General features: G+C 41.4%; 15 protein-coding genes. 4 read left to right on the top strand and 11 right to left on the bottom strand.

What is annotated here, in order from left to right; genetic code table 11:
- Positions 1 to 67 precede the first annotated feature (67 nt).
- A complete protein-coding gene (locus tag AC3E7H_RS01290; protein ID WP_000789695.1) occupies positions 68 to 1,546 on the top strand; it encodes an oligosaccharide flippase family protein in 1,479 nt (492 codons plus the stop codon).
- A 170-nt stretch (positions 1,547 to 1,716) separates the two neighbouring features.
- Here the strand turns inward: AC3E7H_RS01290 and AC3E7H_RS01285 are convergent, their stop codons facing one another.
- From AC3E7H_RS01285 to AC3E7H_RS01245, 9 genes are all read right to left on the bottom strand, one after another.
- Complete coding sequence (locus AC3E7H_RS01285; protein ID WP_075228191.1) at positions 1,717 to 2,976, bottom strand: TRZ/ATZ family protein; 1,260 nt, start codon at positions 2,974 to 2,976, stop codon at positions 1,717 to 1,719.
- 276 nt (positions 2,977 to 3,252) lie between these two features.
- Positions 3,253 to 5,001, bottom strand: a complete 1,749-nt coding sequence (locus AC3E7H_RS01280) for an ABC transporter ATP-binding protein (protein ID WP_075228190.1) — start codon at positions 4,999 to 5,001, stop codon at positions 3,253 to 3,255.
- Between the two features lies 1 nt (position 5,002).
- The gene (locus tag AC3E7H_RS01275; RefSeq protein WP_075228189.1) at positions 5,003 to 6,727 is read right to left on the bottom strand and encodes an ABC transporter ATP-binding protein; all 1,725 of its coding nucleotides are present in this window, start codon (positions 6,725 to 6,727) and stop codon (positions 5,003 to 5,005) included.
- 50 nt (positions 6,728 to 6,777) lie between these two features.
- A complete protein-coding gene (gene msrB / locus AC3E7H_RS01270; RefSeq protein ID WP_490675970.1) occupies positions 6,778 to 7,716 on the bottom strand; it encodes a peptide-methionine (R)-S-oxide reductase MsrB in 939 nt (312 codons plus the stop codon).
- A gap of 123 nt (positions 7,717 to 7,839) precedes the next feature.
- On the bottom strand, positions 7,840 to 8,709 hold the full coding sequence (thrB, locus tag AC3E7H_RS01265) for a homoserine kinase (protein WP_075228187.1): 870 nt from the start codon (positions 8,707 to 8,709) through the stop codon (positions 7,840 to 7,842).
- Between the two features lies 1 nt (position 8,710).
- Positions 8,711 to 9,997, bottom strand: coding sequence for a homoserine dehydrogenase (locus AC3E7H_RS01260; protein ID WP_490675969.1), 1,287 nt, complete (start codon positions 9,995 to 9,997; stop codon positions 8,711 to 8,713).
- Positions 9,998 to 10,284: 287 nt separating this feature from the next.
- Entirely contained in the window at positions 10,285 to 11,007 is a 723-nt protein-coding gene (gene yaaA, locus AC3E7H_RS01255; protein ID WP_490675968.1) for a peroxide stress protein YaaA, read from the bottom strand.
- A 45-nt stretch (positions 11,008 to 11,052) separates the two neighbouring features.
- Positions 11,053 to 11,463, bottom strand: a complete 411-nt coding sequence (locus AC3E7H_RS01250; RefSeq protein WP_490675967.1) for a peptide deformylase — start codon at positions 11,461 to 11,463, stop codon at positions 11,053 to 11,055.
- 214 nt (positions 11,464 to 11,677) lie between these two features.
- Positions 11,678 to 14,362 (bottom strand): cation-translocating P-type ATPase, encoded by a 2,685-nt coding sequence (locus tag AC3E7H_RS01245; RefSeq protein WP_075228184.1) that lies wholly within the window; start codon positions 14,360 to 14,362, stop codon positions 11,678 to 11,680.
- A 267-nt stretch (positions 14,363 to 14,629) separates the two neighbouring features.
- Between AC3E7H_RS01245 and AC3E7H_RS01240 the strand changes: the two genes are divergently transcribed.
- Entirely contained in the window at positions 14,630 to 15,820 is a 1,191-nt protein-coding gene (locus AC3E7H_RS01240; RefSeq protein ID WP_075228183.1) for a cation diffusion facilitator family transporter, read from the top strand.
- 40 nt (positions 15,821 to 15,860) lie between these two features.
- On the opposite strand, the gene scrK is transcribed toward AC3E7H_RS01240, so the two are convergent.
- Both scrK and AC3E7H_RS01230 read right to left on the bottom strand, forming a co-directional pair.
- A complete protein-coding gene (gene scrK, locus AC3E7H_RS01235; RefSeq protein WP_075228182.1) occupies positions 15,861 to 16,748 on the bottom strand; it encodes a fructokinase ScrK in 888 nt (295 codons plus the stop codon).
- Positions 16,749 to 17,008: 260 nt separating this feature from the next.
- Positions 17,009 to 18,892 (bottom strand): sucrose-specific PTS transporter subunit IIBC, encoded by a 1,884-nt coding sequence (locus AC3E7H_RS01230; protein ID WP_075228181.1) that lies wholly within the window; start codon positions 18,890 to 18,892, stop codon positions 17,009 to 17,011.
- Between the two features lie 364 nt (positions 18,893 to 19,256).
- On the opposite strand from AC3E7H_RS01230, the gene AC3E7H_RS01225 reads away from it, so the two are divergent.
- Both AC3E7H_RS01225 and AC3E7H_RS01220 read left to right on the top strand, forming a co-directional pair.
- Complete coding sequence (locus tag AC3E7H_RS01225) at positions 19,257 to 20,711, top strand: sucrose-6-phosphate hydrolase (RefSeq protein ID WP_485736448.1); 1,455 nt, start codon at positions 19,257 to 19,259, stop codon at positions 20,709 to 20,711.
- A complete protein-coding gene (locus AC3E7H_RS01220) occupies positions 20,692 to 21,657 on the top strand; it encodes a LacI family DNA-binding transcriptional regulator (RefSeq protein ID WP_000225981.1) in 966 nt (321 codons plus the stop codon). Before AC3E7H_RS01225 ends, AC3E7H_RS01220 begins: the two co-directional genes overlap by 20 nt.
- The last annotated feature ends 151 nt before the right edge of the window (positions 21,658 to 21,808 follow it).

The raw sequence follows: 21,808 nt of genomic DNA, 5'->3' as shown, positions 1-21,808 counted from the left end.
AAAAAAATGGCGTTGGAATATGATATAATACTAGTATCTATTTTAGAATATAAGAAAGAAAGTTTTCATGAAAAATATAAAAGTTAACGCTTTGGCCAGCTTGCTGGTCAATATCTTGAATATCGTTTTTCCTTTGATTACTAATCCCTATCTAACACGGATTCTTAGCAAATCGAATTACGGTTACTTCAACACTGCCAACACCTGGGCAAGCTTTGTCATTCCACTCGCTGCCTTTGGGATTTACAATTATGGGATTCGAGCTATCAGTAAGGTTAAGGATGATAAGAATAAGATCAATTATGTCTTTTCTAAGTTATTCTATATTTCCCTGATTACTTCAATTCTGACAACAGCTATCTATTTCCTCTTTATTCACTTTGATACCAGTATTGTCAATCTAAAAATCCTTTACTATATCCTTGGTATCCAAGCCCTCTTCCAATTTCTGAATATCGAGTGGATGAACGAAGCCTATGAGAACTATTCTTTTATCCTTTATAAAACACTCGTGATTCGTATTGGAATGTTGGTCGCTATCTTCGCTTTCGTTAAGACACCTGATGATATTGTTCCTTATGCCACAATCATGAGTGCGACAACCATTATCAACTATCTACTTAGCTTCCTATGGATTAAACGAGAGGTCTCCTTTGTCAAAATTGAGTTCATCGAACTTCTCAAGTCATCTAAACCTCTCTTAACCATGCTTCTTCTAGCAAATGCTAATATGCTCTATACCTTGCTAGACCGTATGTTCATCACTAAAGGACCTGATGAGAATTTTATCTCCTACTACACCATTGCCTCCAGTATCGTTATGCTGATTGCTAGTGTCCTCAGTGGAGCTATCAACGTCAGCATCCCACGACTTGGTTATTATCTAGGAAAAAAAGATTTTACTTCTTATAAAAATTTGGTCAATCAGGGCGCATCCCTCTTTTACTTCCTCATGGTCCCTACCAGTATTGGTATTATGGTTTTAGGAACCTATGCTACAGTTATCTACTCTTCTGAGAAATATCTAGAAGCAGGAATCGTAACGAGTATCTTTGCCTTTCGTACCATTATCTGGGCTATCGAATTAATCCTTGGAAAACAGATTATCTTTATTAATGACCATGAAAATCGTTTGACTGCCTTTTACTTTATCGGTGGCGGTGTCAATGTAGTCCTAAATTCACTACTCCTTTTCAATAATATCTTTAGTCCTGAATACTACATTGGGACAACCATTATAGCTGAATCAATCGTAGTTCTGCTAGAAATTCGCTTTATTCAGAAGCACAAACTATTGGATTTGAAAGAGATTTTTACAACTCTGGCTCGCTACACAATCGTATCACTTGGTTTCATCCCAATTTATTATGTTTTTAAAACCCTCTTCCAAGTTCATAGCTATGAAGTTACGATGAAGATGATTAGTATGGTTCTTTCTACAATCGCAGCTTGTGGCATCTATTACGCCATTACCCTCTTTATTATCAAAGATAAAACACTTCATTATGCGCTTGACTTAGTTCGTTCTAAGATTAAAAGAGGATAGAGGTCCCTCTCAAAAATGTTCAAATTAAACAAAAAGAAGACTCACAAGGTCTTCTTTTTCTATGCATCCAACGGCATTACGGACAATAAATACTCACTCAATGAACATGTTAGAGCTAACGAGGTCAAGACAACACTGATCTAGCTTAAAAAAATTAGAAAGAGCATCACTTACAAATCTACTGTTAATACCTTCCCAGCTCTCACAACTTGCTCACCTGCAATATAGACGTCATCAACATCACTGGATTTAACAGCATATACTAGGTGAGACAGCATGTTTTCTTGAGGTTGGAGATGGATTTTTCCTTGGGGTTGAATAACTAGAAAATCAGCTTGCTTGCCGACTTCCAGGCTACCAATCTCATCTTCCATTCCTAACACCTTAGCTCCTTCAATCGTAAGAGTCTTGAGGGCCGTTTCAATAGGAAATTGACTCGCATCACCGCTCTTCATTTTCTGTAAAAGGGCTGCCGTACGACCTTCCTCAAACATATCGAGATTATTGTTAGAAGCAACTGAGTCCGTCGCGATACCAACTGGAACACCTGCCTTTTGAAGTTGGATAATTGGTGCAATCCCTGAAGCTAGTTTGAGGTTGCTAATAGGATTGTGGGCGATAGCAACTTGCGAATCTGCCAAGCGAGCAATTTCTGCTTCATTTAACTCCACACCGTGGGCAAATACAGCCTGATGATCTAAATAGCCAAGTTCATCTAGAAAGGCTAGTGGACGTTTACCATAACGTTTCAGGATAATCCCTGACTCTTCCTGTGTTTCTGCCACATGGATATGAAGCGGAATATCTTCTTTTTTTGCTAGATTCAAGCTTGCTTCCAGCAATTCTCGACTACAACTATAGGGCGAATGAGGGGCCACCATAACCTTGAAATTGGGATCCTGATAGCTTTTGATTGTCCCGATGACAGCACGCGTTCTGGCTATAGTCTCATCTGTGGTCTCCATGTCTGAAGAAAAGAGAGTTGGAGAAAAATAGCAACGCATCTTGGATGCCTTGACTGCATCATAAATCTTCTCTATCTCTATTCCGTTAGGATTGTACATATCATTGAATGTTGTCGTTCCTGACTGGAGCATCTCTGTCAACGCCTCTTTGACGGCCTTTGTAGTCATCTCTGGTGTGAACTCTGCCTCAGCTGGCCAGATATAGTCCTCCAGCCATTCGTGGAGATTACTATCGTCACGAATGTCTCTCAAGCCTGTCATGGCAGAGTGGGTATGACAGTTAACCAAACCAGGCATAATCCAAGCACCCTGATAGTCTATGATTTGATCTGCTTGCTTGAGAATTTCTTGATTTTCCTGACCGACATAGACGATTTGAGAATTTTCAAGAGCTAAGATACCATCCAGGTAGACATGGAAATCTTGGTCACAAGTCACGATATTTACATGCTGAAAGACTTTCATCAATAGGCTCCTTTTCTAAATTATACTCTTCGAAAATCAAATTCAAACCACGTCAGCGTCGCCTTACCGTATATATGTTACTGACTTCGTCAGTTCTATCTACAACCTCAAAGCAGTGCTTTGAGCAACCTGCGGCTAGCTTCCTAGTTTGCTCTTTGATTTTCATTGAGTATTAGCTTTCATACTAGATAATTTTTCTAGCTATTGTAACAAAAAAGTCACCCGAAGGCAACTTTTATTCTGTATTTGCTTATTGCTTTATAAACGATTAAAAGTCTATTCTGGACTAAAAGCAGCTGCTTCTTGCATTTGATAGTATTTGCCTTTTCTAGCCATGAGTTCCTGATGATTGCCATACTCGACAATATCTCCATCCACCAAGACAAGAATCAAATCAGCATCTTGAATGGTAGACAAACGATGGGCGATGATGAAGCTTGTCCGCCCCTTCATGAGTTTGGCAAAGGCATCCTGAACCAAGACCTCTGTCCGGGTATCGATGGATGAAGTCGCCTCATCTAAGATAAGAATCTTAGGAATGGCTAGAAAGACACGGGCAATAGTTAAAAGCTGAGCCTGACCAACAGACAAGGATTCACCTGCATTTTCAAGCTTAGTATCATAACCCTGTGGCAACTGCTGGATAAAGAAGTCCGCATTAGCCGCTTTGGCTGCCGCAATGATCTGCTCTCGACTTGCTCCAGGATTTCCAAAAGCAATATTGTCATGAATGCTTCCTTGCTTGAGCCAAGTTTCTTGAAGCACCATACCAAACTGCTGTCGAAGAGAAGCTCGGGTATAGTCATAAATCGAATGACCATCCAATAAAATATCTCCAGAGTTAATCGGGTAAAAACGCATGAGGAGATTGATAAGGGTGGACTTCCCTGCACCCGTTGGCCCAACGATGGCAACCTTGCTACCAGCCGGAATATCAATAGACAAGTCCTTAATCAAGATTTTTTCTGGAGTATAGCCAAAGGAGACATGTTTAAAGGAAATAGCTCCCTTGACTTGGTCGCTGTTCAATTCTTTAAGACCAGTTTCTGTAATCTCAGGGCTTTCTAAAACTGCATAAACACGTTCTGCACAAGCCAATGCACTTTGCAACTCAGCTAAGACCGATGAAATATCGTTAAAGGGCTTGGTATACTGCTGTACATAGTTCAAAAAAGTCACTAAACGTCCAACTGTCAAAGTGGAACCTGCCATGATGCGGAAGGCCCCTACTCCAGCTAGCAGGGCATAAATGAGGGCATTGACAAAACGGGTCGAAGGATTGACTGTCGAAGAATAAAAGATAGCTGACTGAGAATAACCTGCGTAGTTATCATTTGCCTCATGAAGTCTCTCGATAAATTCTTCCTGGGCATTAAAAGACTGGATAATCGTTTGTTGAGTGAGTGATTCCTCGATTAGCTGGGTTTGAGCACCCCTAGACTCTGTCTGCTTCTGAAAGAGATGGTAGGATCTCTTGGCGATAAAGCGTGAAATGACCATAGACAGAGGTGTTAAGAGCAGAACTAATAAAGTCATCAAAAGATGAATTTGAAGCATAGCAAGGATGCTGACCAGAATCATCAGAACTCCGATGAAAAATTGGTTAAAAATCATATTCAATCCCGCTGCCAACTGTTCAATATCTGTCGTTACACGGCTGACCATTTCTCCACTCCCCTGTCTATCTACAAGGGCAATCGGGAGACGATGGAGTTTTTGAATGATTTTTTCACGTAAATCTCTGGTATAGGAGAAAATAAGACGGTTATAGAGGAGAGGATTGGCCCATTGTACCAGTGTATTTCCTATCACCACCAATATCATCTGGAGGAAAATCTGCCAAAACACCTGAGATGAGCCCGTCACTAAGACTTGGTCAATTACTTGTCCAATCAAGATTGGCAGATAGATTGATAGGGCCACTTGAGCAATGGTTCCTAAGAAAGCTAGGAAAAGAAGGACGGGATGACTTGCTAAATCTTTTGCCAAACGTTTGAGGGTTTGACTTGCATGTTTACCTTTCATTCTAGTCCTCCTTTCCATGTTGGGATGCATTGATTTCACGATAGACTTGACTAGATTTCATCAATTCCTCATGATTTCCAAGCGCTAATTGCTGACCTTTCTCCAAAAGGAGAATCTGGTCTGCAATCTTCAAGGTCGAAATCCGTTGGGAAATCAAGATTAAGCTAGTATCTGGCAAGTTCTCCTGAATGGCCTTTAGAAGATTGGACTCGGTGATGGTATCAAGGGCTGACGTCGCATCATCGAGGATGAGAAAAGGAGCTCGACGCAAGACTGCACGAGCAATCGACAAGCGTTGTTTTTGCCCACCTGAGAAATTACGACCGCCTGCTTGAACCTCTGCGTCCAGCTGACCTTCCTTATCGCTGACAAAGTCCTTGGCCTGAGCAATTTCTAAAGCCTGCCAGAGTTCTTGGTCCGAGACAGGTTTTTCCATACCTAAAGTCAAGTTGGAACGGATGGTTCCCTTAAAGAGTTCAACTTTTTGAGGGACATAGGCCATCCAAGAACGCCATTCAGAAAGATCGCGAGGACTACGTCCATCTCGATAAAGGGATATGCTTCCCTTATCTGCCGGATAGAGGCCAAGTAGGACCTGCACTAAGGTTGACTTACCAGAACCAGTTCCCCCTATAATCCCAAGAATCTGCCCTTGTTGCATATCAAAAGAAAGATTTCTCAAGGATGGTTGGGCAGCATCTGGGTAAGTAAAGCTCAAGTGATGAACATGTAAAACTTGATTCCGAGACACTTTCCCCACCTGAATCTCAGAATGAATATCTTCAGGTTCTTCAGCGAAGACTTCCTCAATCCGCTTAGCTGATATATAGGACTGGTTGAGTGAATTAATCAGCATGGCTAGTTTAATCAACTCTACCAAGATCTGTAAGAGATAGTTGATTAGGGCAATCAAGGCACCCTGACTGAGCCAGCCTCCTTGGATAGAAAGATAACCATTCCAGATAATCACCAGCAAAGTTCCGTTGACGATCAAATAGGTCAAGGGGGTCAAGAGACTAGACCAGTATCCTGTTTTCATTTGGATAGCCATATAGACTTGGTTTAGTACTTGGAAATTTTCAATTTCTCGTTTTTCTTGGCCAAAAGCACGAATCACACGCATACCTTGTATCTGTTGGCGTGTTTCCTGAACCAGCTGGTCTGTTTTCTTTCTCAAAATGCTATAAAGAGGATTGACCAAGCGCGATAACACGACAATGACAAAGGTCAAAATGACAACCATGACCAAAAACCAGAAGGTCAATTCAGGCGAGAGACGATATGCCATAAAAATGGCACCGAAAACAATAATAGGAGCCCTTAAAAATAGGCGTAAAAATTGATTGATTCCCGTTTGAATCTGGTAGGTATCTGAAGTCAAACGCGTCACCAAACTCGAAGTCGTCAAACGGTCTCGACTATCCTTTGGCAAGGAGAGAATATGACGATAGAGGTCATTGGTCAACTCCTTGGTGAAGCCGACTGCTGCCTTAGCTGAGTAAAATTGGGCAACCAAAGCCACCAAAACACCGATAACTGCAAACAAAAAGAGGAGGCCCATTTGCATCCACAGATGACCCTGATCTTTTTGAGGGATGGATTGGTCAACAATCCCAGCTATAATCATAGGAACTAATAGTTCAAAAACAGCTTCTAGCAATTTAAACAGAGGTGATAGGAAAGATTCCTTAATGTAAGGTTTAAAGTAAGAAAGTAAGTGTTTCATAAGTCCCTTCTATTTTCAAAATGAAGAAGGTGGAAAAACCACCGTCTTTTTTACTTGTTCAAATATGGAAGTAAGTAGCCATAGCCAGCCTCTTCCATTTCATCCTTAGCGATGAATCGTAGAGAGGCAGAATTGATACAATAGCGTAAACCACCTAGCTCCTGAGGTCCATCAGTAAAGACATGTCCCAAGTGAGCATTGCCAGAACGTGAACGGACTTCGATTCGCTCCATACCATGACTTAAGTCTTGGTAGTAATGGATGAGCTCTTTAGAAATTGGTCTACTAAAACTTGGCCAACCGCAGCCTGATGCAAACTTATCCCTGGCAAAGAATAGGGGCTCTCCTGTCGTGATATCGACATAAATTCCTTCCTCAAAGGTTTGATCATAGGCATTGCTAAAGGGAGCTTCCGTCGCAGCTTCTTGCGTAACTCGGTAAGACTCTTCTGACAAATTTTCTCGTAACGTTGCCTGACTAGGCTTTTCATAGTTGGCGGCATCTATCAGTGGTTTTTCAGCATCCCTCACATCAATGTGGCAATAACCACCAGGATTTTTCTTGAGGTAGTCTTGGTGATAGTCCTCAGCCAGGATATAGTGACGGAGTTTCTCCACTTCTACCGCTATCTTGCGACCGAGCATGCGCTCCTGCTCTTGGACAAGGGCATAGATAGTCGGTAAATCCTCTTCATCTTGATAATAAATCCCTGTACGATATTGACGGCCACGGTCATTTCCTTGTTGATTGACAGACAATGGATCAATGACTCGGAAATAATAAAGCAAAATCTCACGGAGCGAGACTGCCTTTTCATCATAAATAACTTGAACAGTCTCTGCATGATCTGTTTCTTTGATTAATTGATAATTGGTGGTTTCAACTTGACCATTAGCGTAACCAACACTTGTTTGCAGCACTCCAGAAATTCTGGAAAAATATTCTTCCAAGCCCCAAAAACAACCACCTGCTAAATATATTTCTGCCATCTCATACCTCCTTGACCATCTATTGGTCAGCAAATACGGGAAAAATCCCAGATTTCTCGTTTCATTTTCAAAAAAAGGATAGGAAGCCCTCTAATAGAGAGTTTCCCCATCCTATCGCTATATTTATTTTTCTTCGACGCGCACGCCTTCTGTGTCTACTTGCAAATCATGAAGCTTGCCTTTGAACGGTTGTTTTTCAAGCTCTGCCTTAATCTTCGGCATCTTATCAGGATCAGCTAGAACCATGACAGTAGGCCCAGCGCCAGACAAGTAGGTCGCATAAGCACCGTTTCTCTTGGCAACTTTTTTAATTGTCGCAAATTCTCGCACCAAATCTTGACGATAACGCTCGTGGAAAAGGTCACTCTCGATAGCTTGACCAGCTTTGACCATATCTCCTGTCAATAGAGCTGCGATAGCCACATTGGCAATTGAACTTGCTGCAACAGCTTCCTTGTATGATAATTTCTTAGGTAAGACACCACGACTATCGCGAGTTCGCAATTCATAGTTTGGAATATAAGCTAGAAAAGCACACTCTGGGAAGGGTGCTACCACTGCTGAAACCTGACCTTCAACAGAGCTGGCAATGACCAGATTTCCATAGATAGCAGGTGCAACATTATCAGGATGTCCTTCAATCTTAGTCGCCAATTGCAATTTGTCGTGATCGCTTAATTTAAGATTTCCTAATTGATTTGCCAGTTCAATCCCTGCAACGATGACAGAGCTCGATGAACCAAGTCCACGCGCAAGTGGAATATCACTAATCATTTTCAAACGTCGTGGTTGTAGGTCTGGAACAATTTGTAGAGCAATTTTCAGCAAAAGATTACGTTCATCACGCGGAATCCATTTGCCTAATTGGTGCTCAATCATCCATTCTTCGCGTTCCTCACAAACCTGAATTTCTAGATATTTAGTTACAGCTACACCAACCGAGTCAAAACCAGGACCCACATTGGCACTTGTAGCAGGTACAATAATCTTCATCTTAGTCTCCTAAAACCTTGAAGGTGTTGAGAAGTTCAAATTCAGCTACACCCTTCAAAGCTGCTGTAATATTTCCAAGTTGCGCCTTGTTGATCTTATGGCTGATGATAACAACACGAGCCTTGCCTTCTTGCTTGCCATCTTGTAGGATTTGCTTGAAGGAAATATCTTCTGCATTAAAGAGCTCAGCCAATTTCAAGACTTGACCTTTTGAATCTGGTGCCAAGATTGAGAAATAGTAGTTGGCTTTGACATCTTCTGGCTGAGCCAAAACAAGGTCACGATGGTATTCATTAAAGGCTTTTCCAATGGTACCGTCATTCAAACGACGAACGATACGAACGATATCAGCTACGACACTCGTCGCAGTTGGTTTTTGTCCGGCACCCGGTCCGTAGTACATAGATTCACCGATACCAATAGACTCCACAAAGACTGCATTCATGACACCATTGACACTTGCAAGTGGGTGAGCCTTAGGAAGGAAGGTTGGTGTAACCTCGGCAGCGATTCCAGATGGTGTTTCTTCGATAGAACCTACTAATTTAACCACATACCCAAGATCTTGGGCAACTGCCACATCCTCTGGAGTGATGTTGCGGATTCCTTGATGGGCCACATCTTCAAATTTTACATTCATCCCAAATGCAAACTGGCTAAGGATGACCATCTTGTAGGCCGCATCAATCCCGTCAACATCATTGGTTGGGTCGCTTTCAGCAAAGCCAAGTCGTTGGGCTTCTGCCAAAGCATCCTCGTAAGACCAACCTTCGGTTACCATTTTAGTCATCATGAAGTTAGATGTTCCGTTGACAACACCAAGAACACGAGTAATTTTATCTGATGCTAGTGAGTTAACCAAGGTACGAAGGATTGGAATCCCTCCTGCTACAGCTGCTTCGTAGTAGAGAGCAACATTGTGAGCTTTGGCAATTTCAAGCAATTCTGCACCATGGACTGCCAAAAGGTCCTTGTTGGCTGTTACGACGTGTTTCCCTGCTTCTAAAGCACGAGTGATAAAGGTTTTAGCAGGTTCGATACGTCCCATCAACTCAACAACGATCGTGATGTCTTTGTCTGACAAGATTTCATCGATATTTGTTACAAAATTAAAATCATTTCCCGCTTCAAACAAGCGTGCTTTTTCTTGATCGTCTTTGACCAAAACTTTAGCTACTTCAATTTCTGACTGAGCTGCTTGAACGATTTTTTCTCTATTTTCCTTTAGCAAGAATGGCACACCACTGGCTACTGTACCAAATCCAAGTAAAGCAATCTTAACTGACATGTTTGTCTCCTCGAAATTTTCTAATAGTCTTATTATACCAAAATTGTGTGAAAATTCCTACCATTCTAAACTAAAAATAGGAGCACCAAATCACAAAAAAGGGCTGGGACAAAAGTCCTAGCCTCTCATTTGTCTATGGATTGTCGAGCAAGACGCAGTGGTTGAGTGGGCTCTAACTACGCTGATTTCATCATCTTTTACAGCCCTACTCAACTGTGCGGAGGTGGGACGACGAAATCGAATTCTAACGAATTACCGATTTCTGTCCCACTCTCTCTATTTTCAATCTATTTCACAAAAGCCAATTCCTTGTCACTAGACAAGTCTTCTCGATAATTGAAACCCGCAAAGCTGAGCTTTTTAATCTCTTCAACCGAAGCTACCTGACCTTCCATCAAGGCTGTTAAGAAAGCCCCTCGGGCTTTTTTAGAAATGGTTGAGTGGATTTTTAGTTTTCCATCTCTATCTTCCATGAACTTGAAGGTCACCATTTTCTCACGGATTTCTTTTGGAAAGACATTTTCAAACTCTGAAGACAAGAGTGAAAAGATGCAATCTTCCTCCTTCACCGACTCTTCATAGGCCACCTGCCAATGATTTTTTAGGCTTTTCCCAGCAACTTTGAGCTTCATCAAAAAGTCCAGTCTGTGGGGAGCAATGGGGGCAAAGGCCGGGATCACACCATAGAGAGCTGATGTTATCATGAGGTGTTTCTCCAGATAGGCTTGTTCAGCCTTGCTTAGATTGTCCCTTTTGATGTTGCGATACATAAGTCCATCAAAGAGTTGCAAAGCAGGATAAGAGTTTACAGTTCCATTTTTTAAAGCTTGGATGCGTTCATACTCTTCTTGTGCTTTTTCAGCAGAAATTTTATAAAAATTTTCCAGTTCTTGAGCAGAATATCTAGCTAATTCATCTAGAACAGCCTGACTCTCAGGAGACAAAGGTTCTGCCTCTAAACTAGGGATTTCAGTGTTCATTTCTTTTGCAGTTGGGATTAGAATTTTCATAGTCTTAGTGTAGCATATTTTTCTAGGAGCACCAAGGATTTGAGCCTAAATAATACGTCCTTCCAAATGATCGAGTTCATGCTGACAAATCTGAGCCGGAAAACCTGTCAGAGTAATGGTCTGTTCTTTCCAATGAACATCTCTATAGGATACGGTAATTTTTTCATACCTGGTTGTCGGTCTCACACCCGTCAGAGACAAACATCCTTCCTCGGTCTCGTAAGGCCCTTCAAAAGACTTGAGAACGGGATTAAACATGACCATTGGAATCATGCCAATATTAAAAATAATCACGCGCTTTTGCACCCCAATCATATTGGCGGCCAGTCCAACACAGGTTTCTCTGTTAGCCTGTAAGGTATCCTGCAAGTCCTTTGCTAGGGGTAAATCTTCCTGACTAGCAGGCTGGGATACCTGCGACAAAAACAAGATATCTGTTACAATTTTCTTTTCCAAGACTCTTTCCTCCATACGATATCGTTCTCCTTGATTATAGCACAAAATTATACTCTTCGATAATCAAATTTAAACCACGTCAGATTCACCTTGCCGTACTCAAGTACAGCCTGCGGCTCTCTTCCTAGTTTACTCTTTGATTTTCATTGAGTATTATTTCAGTTTATCTTTATATATAAACAAAAAGCCATCCGAAGATGACTTTTCATAGTGCTTAAATAGCGTTTTTATCTTTTCCAAGCGCTCGTTGAACTGCTTTGACAATCTCAACAAGAACCACAATCATGAGTGCTCCTACAGCGACCACCATCCATTGAGTCAAGCTCAAATGAGAAACGTGGAAGAGACTGTTAAATCCAGGAACCAAAATTGTCACCACAAAGAGGACAAAGGCAACTGGGATAGACCAGTTAAAGGTCTTGTTCGTAAAGAGTCCCACTTTAAAGATAGATTGGTAAACTGACTTAACGTTAAAGGCATGGAGCAATTGGATCAAACCGAGAGTTGCAAAGGCCATTGTAAGGGCATCTGCGTGGATTTCACTTTGAACTTGATGCTCTGGGAAGAGAATTGCCCAACCATAAACACCAAGAACCAGCATGGTTTGGAAGATACCTTGATACATGATAGCTCCGAAGACACCACCATCAAAGAAGTTAGACTTACGTCCACGAGGTTTGTGGGTCATCACACCTGGCTCAGCTGGTTCAACACCAAGAGCGATGGCTGGTAGCGTATCTGTTACCAAGTTAATCCAGAGAAGATGTACTGGTTGCAATACATCCCAACCAAAGAGAGTTGCAAAGAAAATGGTGAATACTTCAGCCATATTGGCAGACAAGAGGTATTGGATTGATTTTTGGATATTTGAGAAGACCTTACGTCCTTCTTCTACCGCTACGATAATGGTTGCGAAGTTGTCATCCGCAAGGACCATATCAGAAGCTCCCTTAGAAACCTCCGTACCTGTAATCCCCATACCGATACCGATATCAGCTGTCTTAAGTGATGGTGCGTCGTTGACTCCATCACCTGTCATGGCAACAACTTTACCTTCTTTTTGCCATGCTTTCACGATACGAACCTTGTGCTCAGGTGATACACGTGCATATACAGAGTATTGCTTAAAGACTTTTTGGAATTCTTCATCAGAAAGCTCATTCAACTCAGCACCCGTGAAGACATGGTCTTCTGTATCATTTGGATCGATAATTCCAAGACGTTTAGCAATAGCTTCTGCTGTATCTTGGTGGTCACCCGTGATCATGATTGGACGGATACCAGCTTCCTTAGCGACACGAACAGCTTCTGCAGCTTCTGGACGCTCAGGATCAATCATGCCGACTAAACCAGAGAAAATGAGATCAGATTCAACAATTTCAGATTCCAAGGTTGGGATTTCATTGCTTGTCTTATAAGCCATCATCAAGACACGAAGAGCTTGTTTGGCCAATTCTTTGTTAGTTGCAAGGATAGCATTTTTATCTTCTTCTGTGATTGGACGAACTTCCCCATTGACTTCAATACGAGTCACACGCTTGAGCAATTGGTCAGGGGCGCCCTTAACAGCGATAAAGTAAGAACCGTCTGCTTCCTTATGGATGGTAGACATGAGCTTACGTTCAGAGTCAAATGGCAATTCAGCCACACGTGGCTCATTCTTCAAAACTTCACGAACGTCAAAGTTGTGGTCCAAACCAAACTGTACAAGAGCTGTCTCCGTTGGGTCACCAATCAATTTACCAGATGGGTCCACCTTTGTATCATTGGCAAAGTTCATGATACGAAGGGTATTGTTACTAGCAGCAATCTCAGCTGCTGAGCTTTGCAATTGACCGTTAGTATAGACTTTTTCAACCGTCATTTGGTTCATAGTCAAGGTACCTGTTTTATCAGATGCGATGATTTCTGTTGAACCAAGTGTTTCAACGGCTGGTAATTTACGAACAATCGAATTACGTTTAGCAAGAGTTGTAGTTCCCAAAGAGAGAACGATGGTTACAATGGCAGGGAGTCCTTCTGGAATCGCAGCAACCGCAAGGGCTACTGCAACCATCAAGCCTTCCAACGGATGTTCACCACGAACGAAGACACCAACCAAGAAAGTGATAATCGCAATCACAACGATTAAGTAAGTCAAGGCTTTAGATAATTGTTCCAAGCTTTGCTTCAATGGTGTTTCTGTCTCATCGGCATTGGCCAACATATCCGCAATCTTACCAACTTCTGTATACATACCAGTGTTGGTCACGACACCAATACCACGACCGTAAGTTACGTTTGAGTTTTGGTAACCCATATTGACACGATCACCGATACCAGCATCTGCTTCTACCACTTGAGTAATATCTTTTTCAACTGGTACAGATTCACCAGTAAGAGCAGCTTCTTCGATTTTAAGAGACGCCGCTTCAAGCAAACGCATATCCGCAGGAACTACATCTCCAGCTTCTAGCAAGACGATGTCCCCAGGCACCAATTCTTTTGAGTCAATCTCAATGACATGACCGTCACGACGAACACGAGCCATCGGGCTAGACATATTTTTTAACGCTTCAATCGCTGCTTCAGCTTGACCTTCTTGGTAAACACCAAAGGCCGCATTAAGAACAACTACGGCCAAGATAATAATGGCATCTGTTAAACCGTCCATTCCTTCTGTAATGACAGAAAGTGCCGCTGCCGCTAGCAAGATGATGATCATCAAATCCTTAAATTGATCAAGGAATTTAGCTAGTAGGCTACGTTTTTCGCCCTCTTCTAACTCATTTCGACCATAAGTCGCTAAGCGTTCTTGAGTTTGAGCAGTTGACAAACCTTCGACAGATGAGTCCAGATTCTTTAGGACTTCCTCAGAAGATTGTGTGTAAAACAAATCTTTATTTTGTTCTTTTGACAAAACAGTCTCCTCCTTTTTGGTCTCTTTTTACAAAAAAAGAGACCTGTTTTTTAAAAAAACAAGTCTCGCTGTTTAATATAGTGCCGGAAATAATTCGTAATGACGACACTATCGCGGTTAACCGCCAGCTACTCCCTTGAGTAGTTCTATTATAACAGATTTTCAAAAGTTTACAAGTGCTGGGGTGGGATTATTCGCGCTCCATTTGAATTTTCCTTACAAAACCAGTATAATGATAGAATATAAAAATTCTAGGAAGAGAGTCAGATGAATCAATCAGTTTCAAACTTGAAATTAGCTGAGCGAGGTGCTATTATTAGCATCTTGACCTACCTTTTCTTGTCAGCAGCTAAGTTAGCAGCAGGTCACCTCCTTCACTCATCCAGTTTGGTGGCGGATGGTTTCAACAACGTTTCAGATATCATCGGAAACGTTGCCCTCCTCATAGGGATTCGATTGGCCCGACAGCCAGCAGATAGAGACCATCGTTTCGGTCACTGGAAAATTGAGGACTTGGCAAGTCTTATCACCTCTATCATCATGTTATATGTTGGTTTTGATGTTCTTCGCGATACGATTCAAAAGATTATCAGTCGCGAAGAAACTGTAATTGACCCACTTGGAGCGATTTTGGGAGTGATTTCTGCAGTGATTATGTTTGGAGTCTATCTCTACAACACTCACCTCAGCAAGCAATCCAAGTCTAAGGCACTGAAAGCAGCTGCCAAGGACAACCTATCAGATGCTGTCACTTCACTCGGAACCACTATCGCCATCCTAGCCAGCAGTTTTAACTTCCCTCTCGTGGATAAATTGGTTGCCATCGTTATCACCTTCTTTATCCTCAAGACTGCCTATGATATCTTTATCGAGTCATCCTTCAGCCTTTCAGATGGTTTTGATGAGCACTTGCTCGAAGATTACCAAAAGGCTATCATGGAAATCCCTAAGATTAGCAAAGTCAAATCACAACGGGGTCGTACTTATGGAAGTAATATTTATCTAGACATTACTCTCGAGATGAATCCAGACCTCTCCGTTTTCGAAAGTCATGAAATTGCAGATCAGGTTGAATCCATGTTATCAGAACGCTTTGGTGTCTTTGACACCGATATTCATATCGAACCAGCACCGATTCCTGAGGATGAAATTCTTGATAATGTCTATAAAAAATTACTCATGAGAGAGCAACTAATTGACCAAGGAAATCAACTGGAAGAACTACTAGCTGAAGATTTCATTTATATTCGCCAAGACGGACTAGAACTAGACAAGGAAGCCTATAAGGCAGAAAAAGAATTAACCACTGCTATCAAGGAGCTTCACTTAACGTCCATTAGTCAGAAGACAAAACTCATCCGCTATCAGATAGGTGATACTATTCATACAAGTATCTGGCGCAGACATGAAACTTGGCAAAATATATTCCATCAGGAAACGAAAATTGAAAAAGACTAAAGAAAGAGGCCGGGACAAATCCCGACCTCATTTTTTATGCTTATTTTGCTACGCTCTTAGCAAGAACGAAGTTTCCAAGTGTAGCTGAACCATTACCTGCAACAGCTGGTGTTACGATATAGTCACGCACATCGGGAACTGGTAGGTAACCATTGAGCAAAGATGTGAATTTCTCACGCACACGGTCAAGCATGTGTTGTTGGGCCATAACCCCACCACCAAATACGATAACGTCTGGACGGAAGGTTACAGTTGCATTTACAGCTGCTTGAGCGATATAGTAGGCTTGAACATCCCATACAGAACTGTTGAGTTCGATGTTTTCACCACGAATCCCTGTACGAGCTTCCAAGCTTGGACCAGCCGCAAAACCTTCTAAACATCCCTTATGGAAAGGACAAACACCGTTAAATTCTTTCTCCTCATCCATTGGGTGTTTTGCTACATAGTAGTGTCCCATCTCAGGGTGTCCAACACCACCAATAAATTCACCACGTTGGATAACTCCTGCACCGATACCTGTACCGATTGTGTAGTAAACCAAGTTTTCAATACGTCCGCCAGCGTTATTACGTGCTACTACTTCGCCGTAGGCAGAGCTGTTTACGTCTGTTGTGAAGTACATTGGCACATTTAGAGCGCGACGGAGAGCACCAAGTAAGTCAACATTCGCCCAGTGAGGTTTTGGTGTAGTTGTGATAAAACCGTAAGTTTTTGAATTTTTGTCGATATCAATTGGACCAAATGAACCAATTGCAAGACCTGCAAGATTATCAAATTTTGAAAAGAACTCGATAGTTTTATCGATTGTCTCGATAGGAGTTGTTGTTGGGAATTGTGTTTTTTCTACAATGTTAAAGTTTTCATCACCGACAGCACAGACAAATTTTGTACCGCCCGCTTCCAAGCTTCCATATAATTTTGTCATGATAAACCTCTAGTTTTTATTTTCTCTATTATAGCATATTTCCAGGAGGAAAAGTTGCTCAATTTTTTAGTTTTTCCTCTGTAAATTTTACCATTCAATCAAAAACGAACAAACATAACATTTGTTCGTTTTTTGATCTATTAAATCGAAAGTAGTGTACTCAATGAAAATCAAAGAACAAACTAGGAATCGAGCTGCAGGCAGTACTTGAGTACGGCAAAGCGAGTATGACGCAGTTTGAATTTGATTTTCGAAGAGTATTAAGCTTTAACTTCGATGACTGCATCACCCTTAGCAACTGATCCAGAAGCAACTGGATTTACTGAAGCAAAGTCTGCAGTGTTTGTCACGATAACCATAGTTGTGTTATCAAGTCCTGCAGCGGCAATCTTAGCTGAGTCAAATGTCCCAAGAACATCTCCAGCTTTAACCTTTTCACCTTGGGAAACTTTTTTGTCAAATCCTTCACCGTTCATTGAAACAGTGTCGATACCAACGTGAATCAAGATTTCAGCTCCGTTTGCTGTTTTCAAACCATAAGCATGCCCTGTTGGGAAGACGATTGTCACTTCAGCATCAGCTGGTGCATAGACAACATCTTGACTAGGTTTCACAGCGATTCCTTGTCCCATAGCTCCACTTGAGAAAACTGGGTCGTTCACATCAGCAAGAGCTACAACGTCACCAACGATTGGAGTTTGGATGACACCTTCGCTAGGAGCAACAACAGTACCAGTTACCGCTTCGTCAACCAAACGTTCAGTTGTAGTTTCTGAAGCTACTTCTGCTTCATCTTCATAACCAAACATGTAAGTAAGAGCAAAACCAAGAGCAAATGATACAGCTACCATAAGAAGGTATTGTGGAAGTTGTCCGTTACCAATGTAGAGCATTGTACCTGGGATGATAGTGATACCATTACCAGTACCAGCAAGACCAAGGATAGATGCCAATCCACCACCGATAGCACCAGCGATCAATGAAAGGAAGAATGGTTTACGGAAACGCAAGTTAACCCCGAAGATAGCAGGCTCTGTAATACCAAGGAAGGCAGAAAGAGCAGCAGGGAAAGCAAGTGTTTTAAGTTTAGGATTTTTAGTTTTCACACCAACGGCTACTGTCGCAGCACCTTGAGCAGTCATGGCAGCTGTGATGATAGCGTTGAATGGGTTAGCATGGTCAGCAGCAAGCAATTGAACTTCAAGCAAGTTGAAGATGTGGTGAACACCTGATACGACGATTAATTGGTGAACTCCACCAATCAAGAAACCACCTAGTCCGAATGGCAAGTTAAGAATTGCTTTAGTTCCAATGAGAATGTAGTTTTCAACAACGTGGAAGACTGGTCCGATAATAAACAAACCAAGAATTGACATAACCAAAAGTGTTACGAATGGTGTCACCAAGAGGTCAAGAACGTCTGGAACAACTTTACGAACAGCTTTTTCAAATTTAGCTCCGACAACCCCGATGATGAAGGCTGGAAGAACTGAACCTTGCAAACCTACAACTGGGATAAATCCGAAGAACTGCATTGCAGTTACTTCACCACCAGAAGCAACAGCCCAGGCATTTGGAAGTGAGCCAGATACGAGCATCATACCAAGGACGATACCAACGGCTGGGTTACCACCGAATACACGGAAGGTTGACCAAACAACCAATCCTGGCAAGATGATAAAGGCTGTGTCAGTCAAGATTTGAGTGTAAGTTGTCACATCTTGTGGAAGTGTCATTCCGAGAGCAGTCAAGAGACCACGAACACCCATGAAGAGACCAGTCGCTACGATAACTGGAATGATTGGTACGAAGACGTCACCGAAAGTACGGATGGCACGTTGAAACCAATTTCCTTGTTTAGCAGCTTCTGCTTTCATTTCAGCTTTTGTTGAAGTTGGCAAACCAAGAGCTACGACTTCATCGTACATCTTGTTTACTGTACCAGTACCAAAGATGATTTGGTATTGACCTGAGTTAAAGAAAGCACCTTGAACTTTTTCCAAGCTCTCGATAGCATCTTTGTTAATTTTCGCTTCATCTTTAACCATAACGCGAAGACGAGTCGCACAGTGAGCTACACTATTAACGTTCTCACGTCCACCTAAGGCCTCGATGACTTTTTTTGCAATTTCTGTATTCGTCATTTGCAAAAATCTCCTTATAAAAAATTTGTAAAATGTTTGAAAGCGATTTTATCCGCCCTACGAATATTATTCTATCACGTTTAAAAAATATGTCAAGCGTTTTGCAGAAAAAATTTTGCTAATTTTTATTTTTTGATTGTTTTTGCTATTTTTTTCATCAATACAGCAATAAACACCCTATAAACTCAAGGTTTTTACTTTTAAATTTTCAAATTCTTTCATAATTTCATTATTTTTCATAAAATCCCACCTCAGTATTCTGTCAATCGTTTGACATTTTTTTCTTAATTTTATAATAAAAGACTTGCTTTTTTATAAGGAAACGTTTACTATTAAGATAGTAGAATTTATGGAGGAAATAGAAATGGAATGGACTACTGAACGTCGTTACAGACGTTATGAAGATTGGACACAAGAAGAAAGAAAAGAAATCCAAGAAAAGATGGCACAATCCCCATGGCATGTCAGCTATCACATTGAGCCAAAGGAAGGTCTCCTCAACGACCCAAACGGCTTTTCTTATTTTGATGGTAAGTGGATTGTCTTTTACCAAAACTTCCCCTTTGGTGCAGCTCATGGTTTAAAATCTTGGGTTCAACTTGAAAGCGACGATTTGGTCCACTTTACTGAAACCGGTGTAAAAATCTTACCTGATACTCCACTTGATAGCCACGGTGCTTACTCTGGTTCTGCTATGCAGTTTGGTGATCAATTATTCCTCTTTTATACTGGAAATGTCCGTGATGACAATTGGGTACGCCACCCTTATCAGATCGGTGCCTTGATGGATAAGGATGGAAATATTAAAAAGATTGATAAAATCTTAATTGATCAGCCTGCTGATGCTACTGACCACTTCCGCGATCCACAGATTTTTAACTTTAAAGGGCAATACTACGCTATCGTTGGTGGTCAAGATTTGGAGAAAAAAGGTTTTGTTCGTCTCTATAAGGCTATCGATAATGATTATACAAACTGGCAAGAAGTCGGAGACCTTGACTTCAACAATGACCGCACTGCTTATATGATGGAGTGCCCAAACCTAGTCTTTGTCGGAGAACAGCCTGTCCTTCTTTACTGCCCACAAGGTTTGGATAAAAAGGTCCTTGACTATGACAATATCTATCCAAACATGTATAAAATCGGCGCTTCCTTTGACCCAGAAAATGCTCGTATGGTAGATGTGTCTGAACTACACAATCTAGACTATGGTTTTGAAGCCTATGCCACTCAAGCCTTCAATGCCCCTGATGGACGTGCCCTTGCTGTTAGTTGGCTTGGGTTACCAGATGTGTCTTATCCATCTGATCGTTTTGATCACCAAGGAACTTTCTCATTGGTAAAAGAACTTACCATTAAAGACGGCAAGCTCTATCAATACCCTGTAGCAGCTATCAAGGATCTTCGTGCTTCAGAAGAGGAATTTTCAAATCGTTCTGAAACCAAAAATACCTACGAGATCGAGCTTAACTTAGAAGCTGATAGTCAAAATGAAATCGTTCTTCTTGCTGATAAAGATGGCAAAGGACTCTCCATCAACTTTGACCTTGTCAATGGTCAAGTAACTGTTGACCGCAGTCAAGCAGGTGAGCAATATGCTCAAGAATTTGGAACTACTCGCTCTTGCTCAGTTACTAATCAAGCAACTACTGTCAATATCTTCATCGACAACTCAGTCTTTGAAATCTTTATCAATAAAGGAGAAAAAGTATTTTCTGGTCGTGTCTTCCCTCATGAAGATCAAAATGGAATCCTCATTAAATCTGGAAACCCAACTGGAACATACTACGAATTAGAATATGGTCGCAAAACTAACTGATGTCGCAAAATTGGCTGGCGTCAGCCCTACTACCGTTTCACGTGTCATCAATAAAAAAGGTTATCTGTCTGAAAAAACCATTCAAAAAGTCAATGAGGCCATGCGAGAGTTAGGCTATAAACCTAACAACCTTGCTCGTAGCCTCCAAGGGAAGTCAGCCAAGTTAATCGGTTTGATTTTCCCAAAAATCAGCCATGTTTTCTATGCTGAATTGATTGACAAATTGGAACACGAACTCTTCAAAAAAGGCTACAAGACAATCATCTGTAACAGTGAGCACGATTCAGAAAAAGAACGTGAATATCTTGAAATGCTAGAAGCCAACCAAGTGGACGGCATTATCTCTGGTAGCCATAACTTAGGGATTGAAGACTACAATCGCGTCACAGCACCAATCATCTCTTTTGACCGAAACCTATCGCCAGACATTCCTGTCGTTTCTTCTGATAACTATGCTGGTGGAGTCCTAGCAGCTCAAACCTTGGCTAAAACTGGAGCCAAGTCTGTCATTATGATTACAGGTAATGACAACTCTAATTCACCAACTGGACTTCGTCATGCAGGATTTGCTTCTATCTTCCCCAAAGCTCCCATTATCAATATTTCCAGTGACTTTTCACCCCTCCGCAAGGAAATGGAAATCAAAAGTATCCTGACCAAACAAAAACCAGATGCTATTTTCGCATCGGATGATTTGACTGCCATCTTGGTAATGAAGATTGCTCAGGAACTTGGTATCTCTGTTCCAGAACAACTTAAGGTTATTGGTTATGATGGAACTTATTTTATTGAGAATTTCTACCCTCACCTCACTACCATTAAACAACCCTTGGAAGAAATTGCTCGCCTGACAGTTGATTTACTACTCCAAAAAATCGAGGGGAAAGAAGTTGCCACGACTGGTTATTTCTTACCAGTTAGTCTCTTACCAGGTAAAAGTATTTAATACTCTTCGAAAATCTCTTCAAACCACGTCAGCTTCCATCTGCAACCTCAAAACAGTGTTTTGAGCAGCCTGCGGCTAGCTTCCTAGTTTGTTCTTTGATTTTCATTGAGTATAAACAAAAAAACTCAGACTAGATTCGTCTGAGTTTTTC

The sequence above is a fragment of the Streptococcus sp. SCPM-O-B-15304 (M98) genome (genome assembly GCF_058200215.1).
Note: the sequence above shows the minus strand (reverse complement) of the source record. Positions and strands in the feature narration are given on the sequence as shown.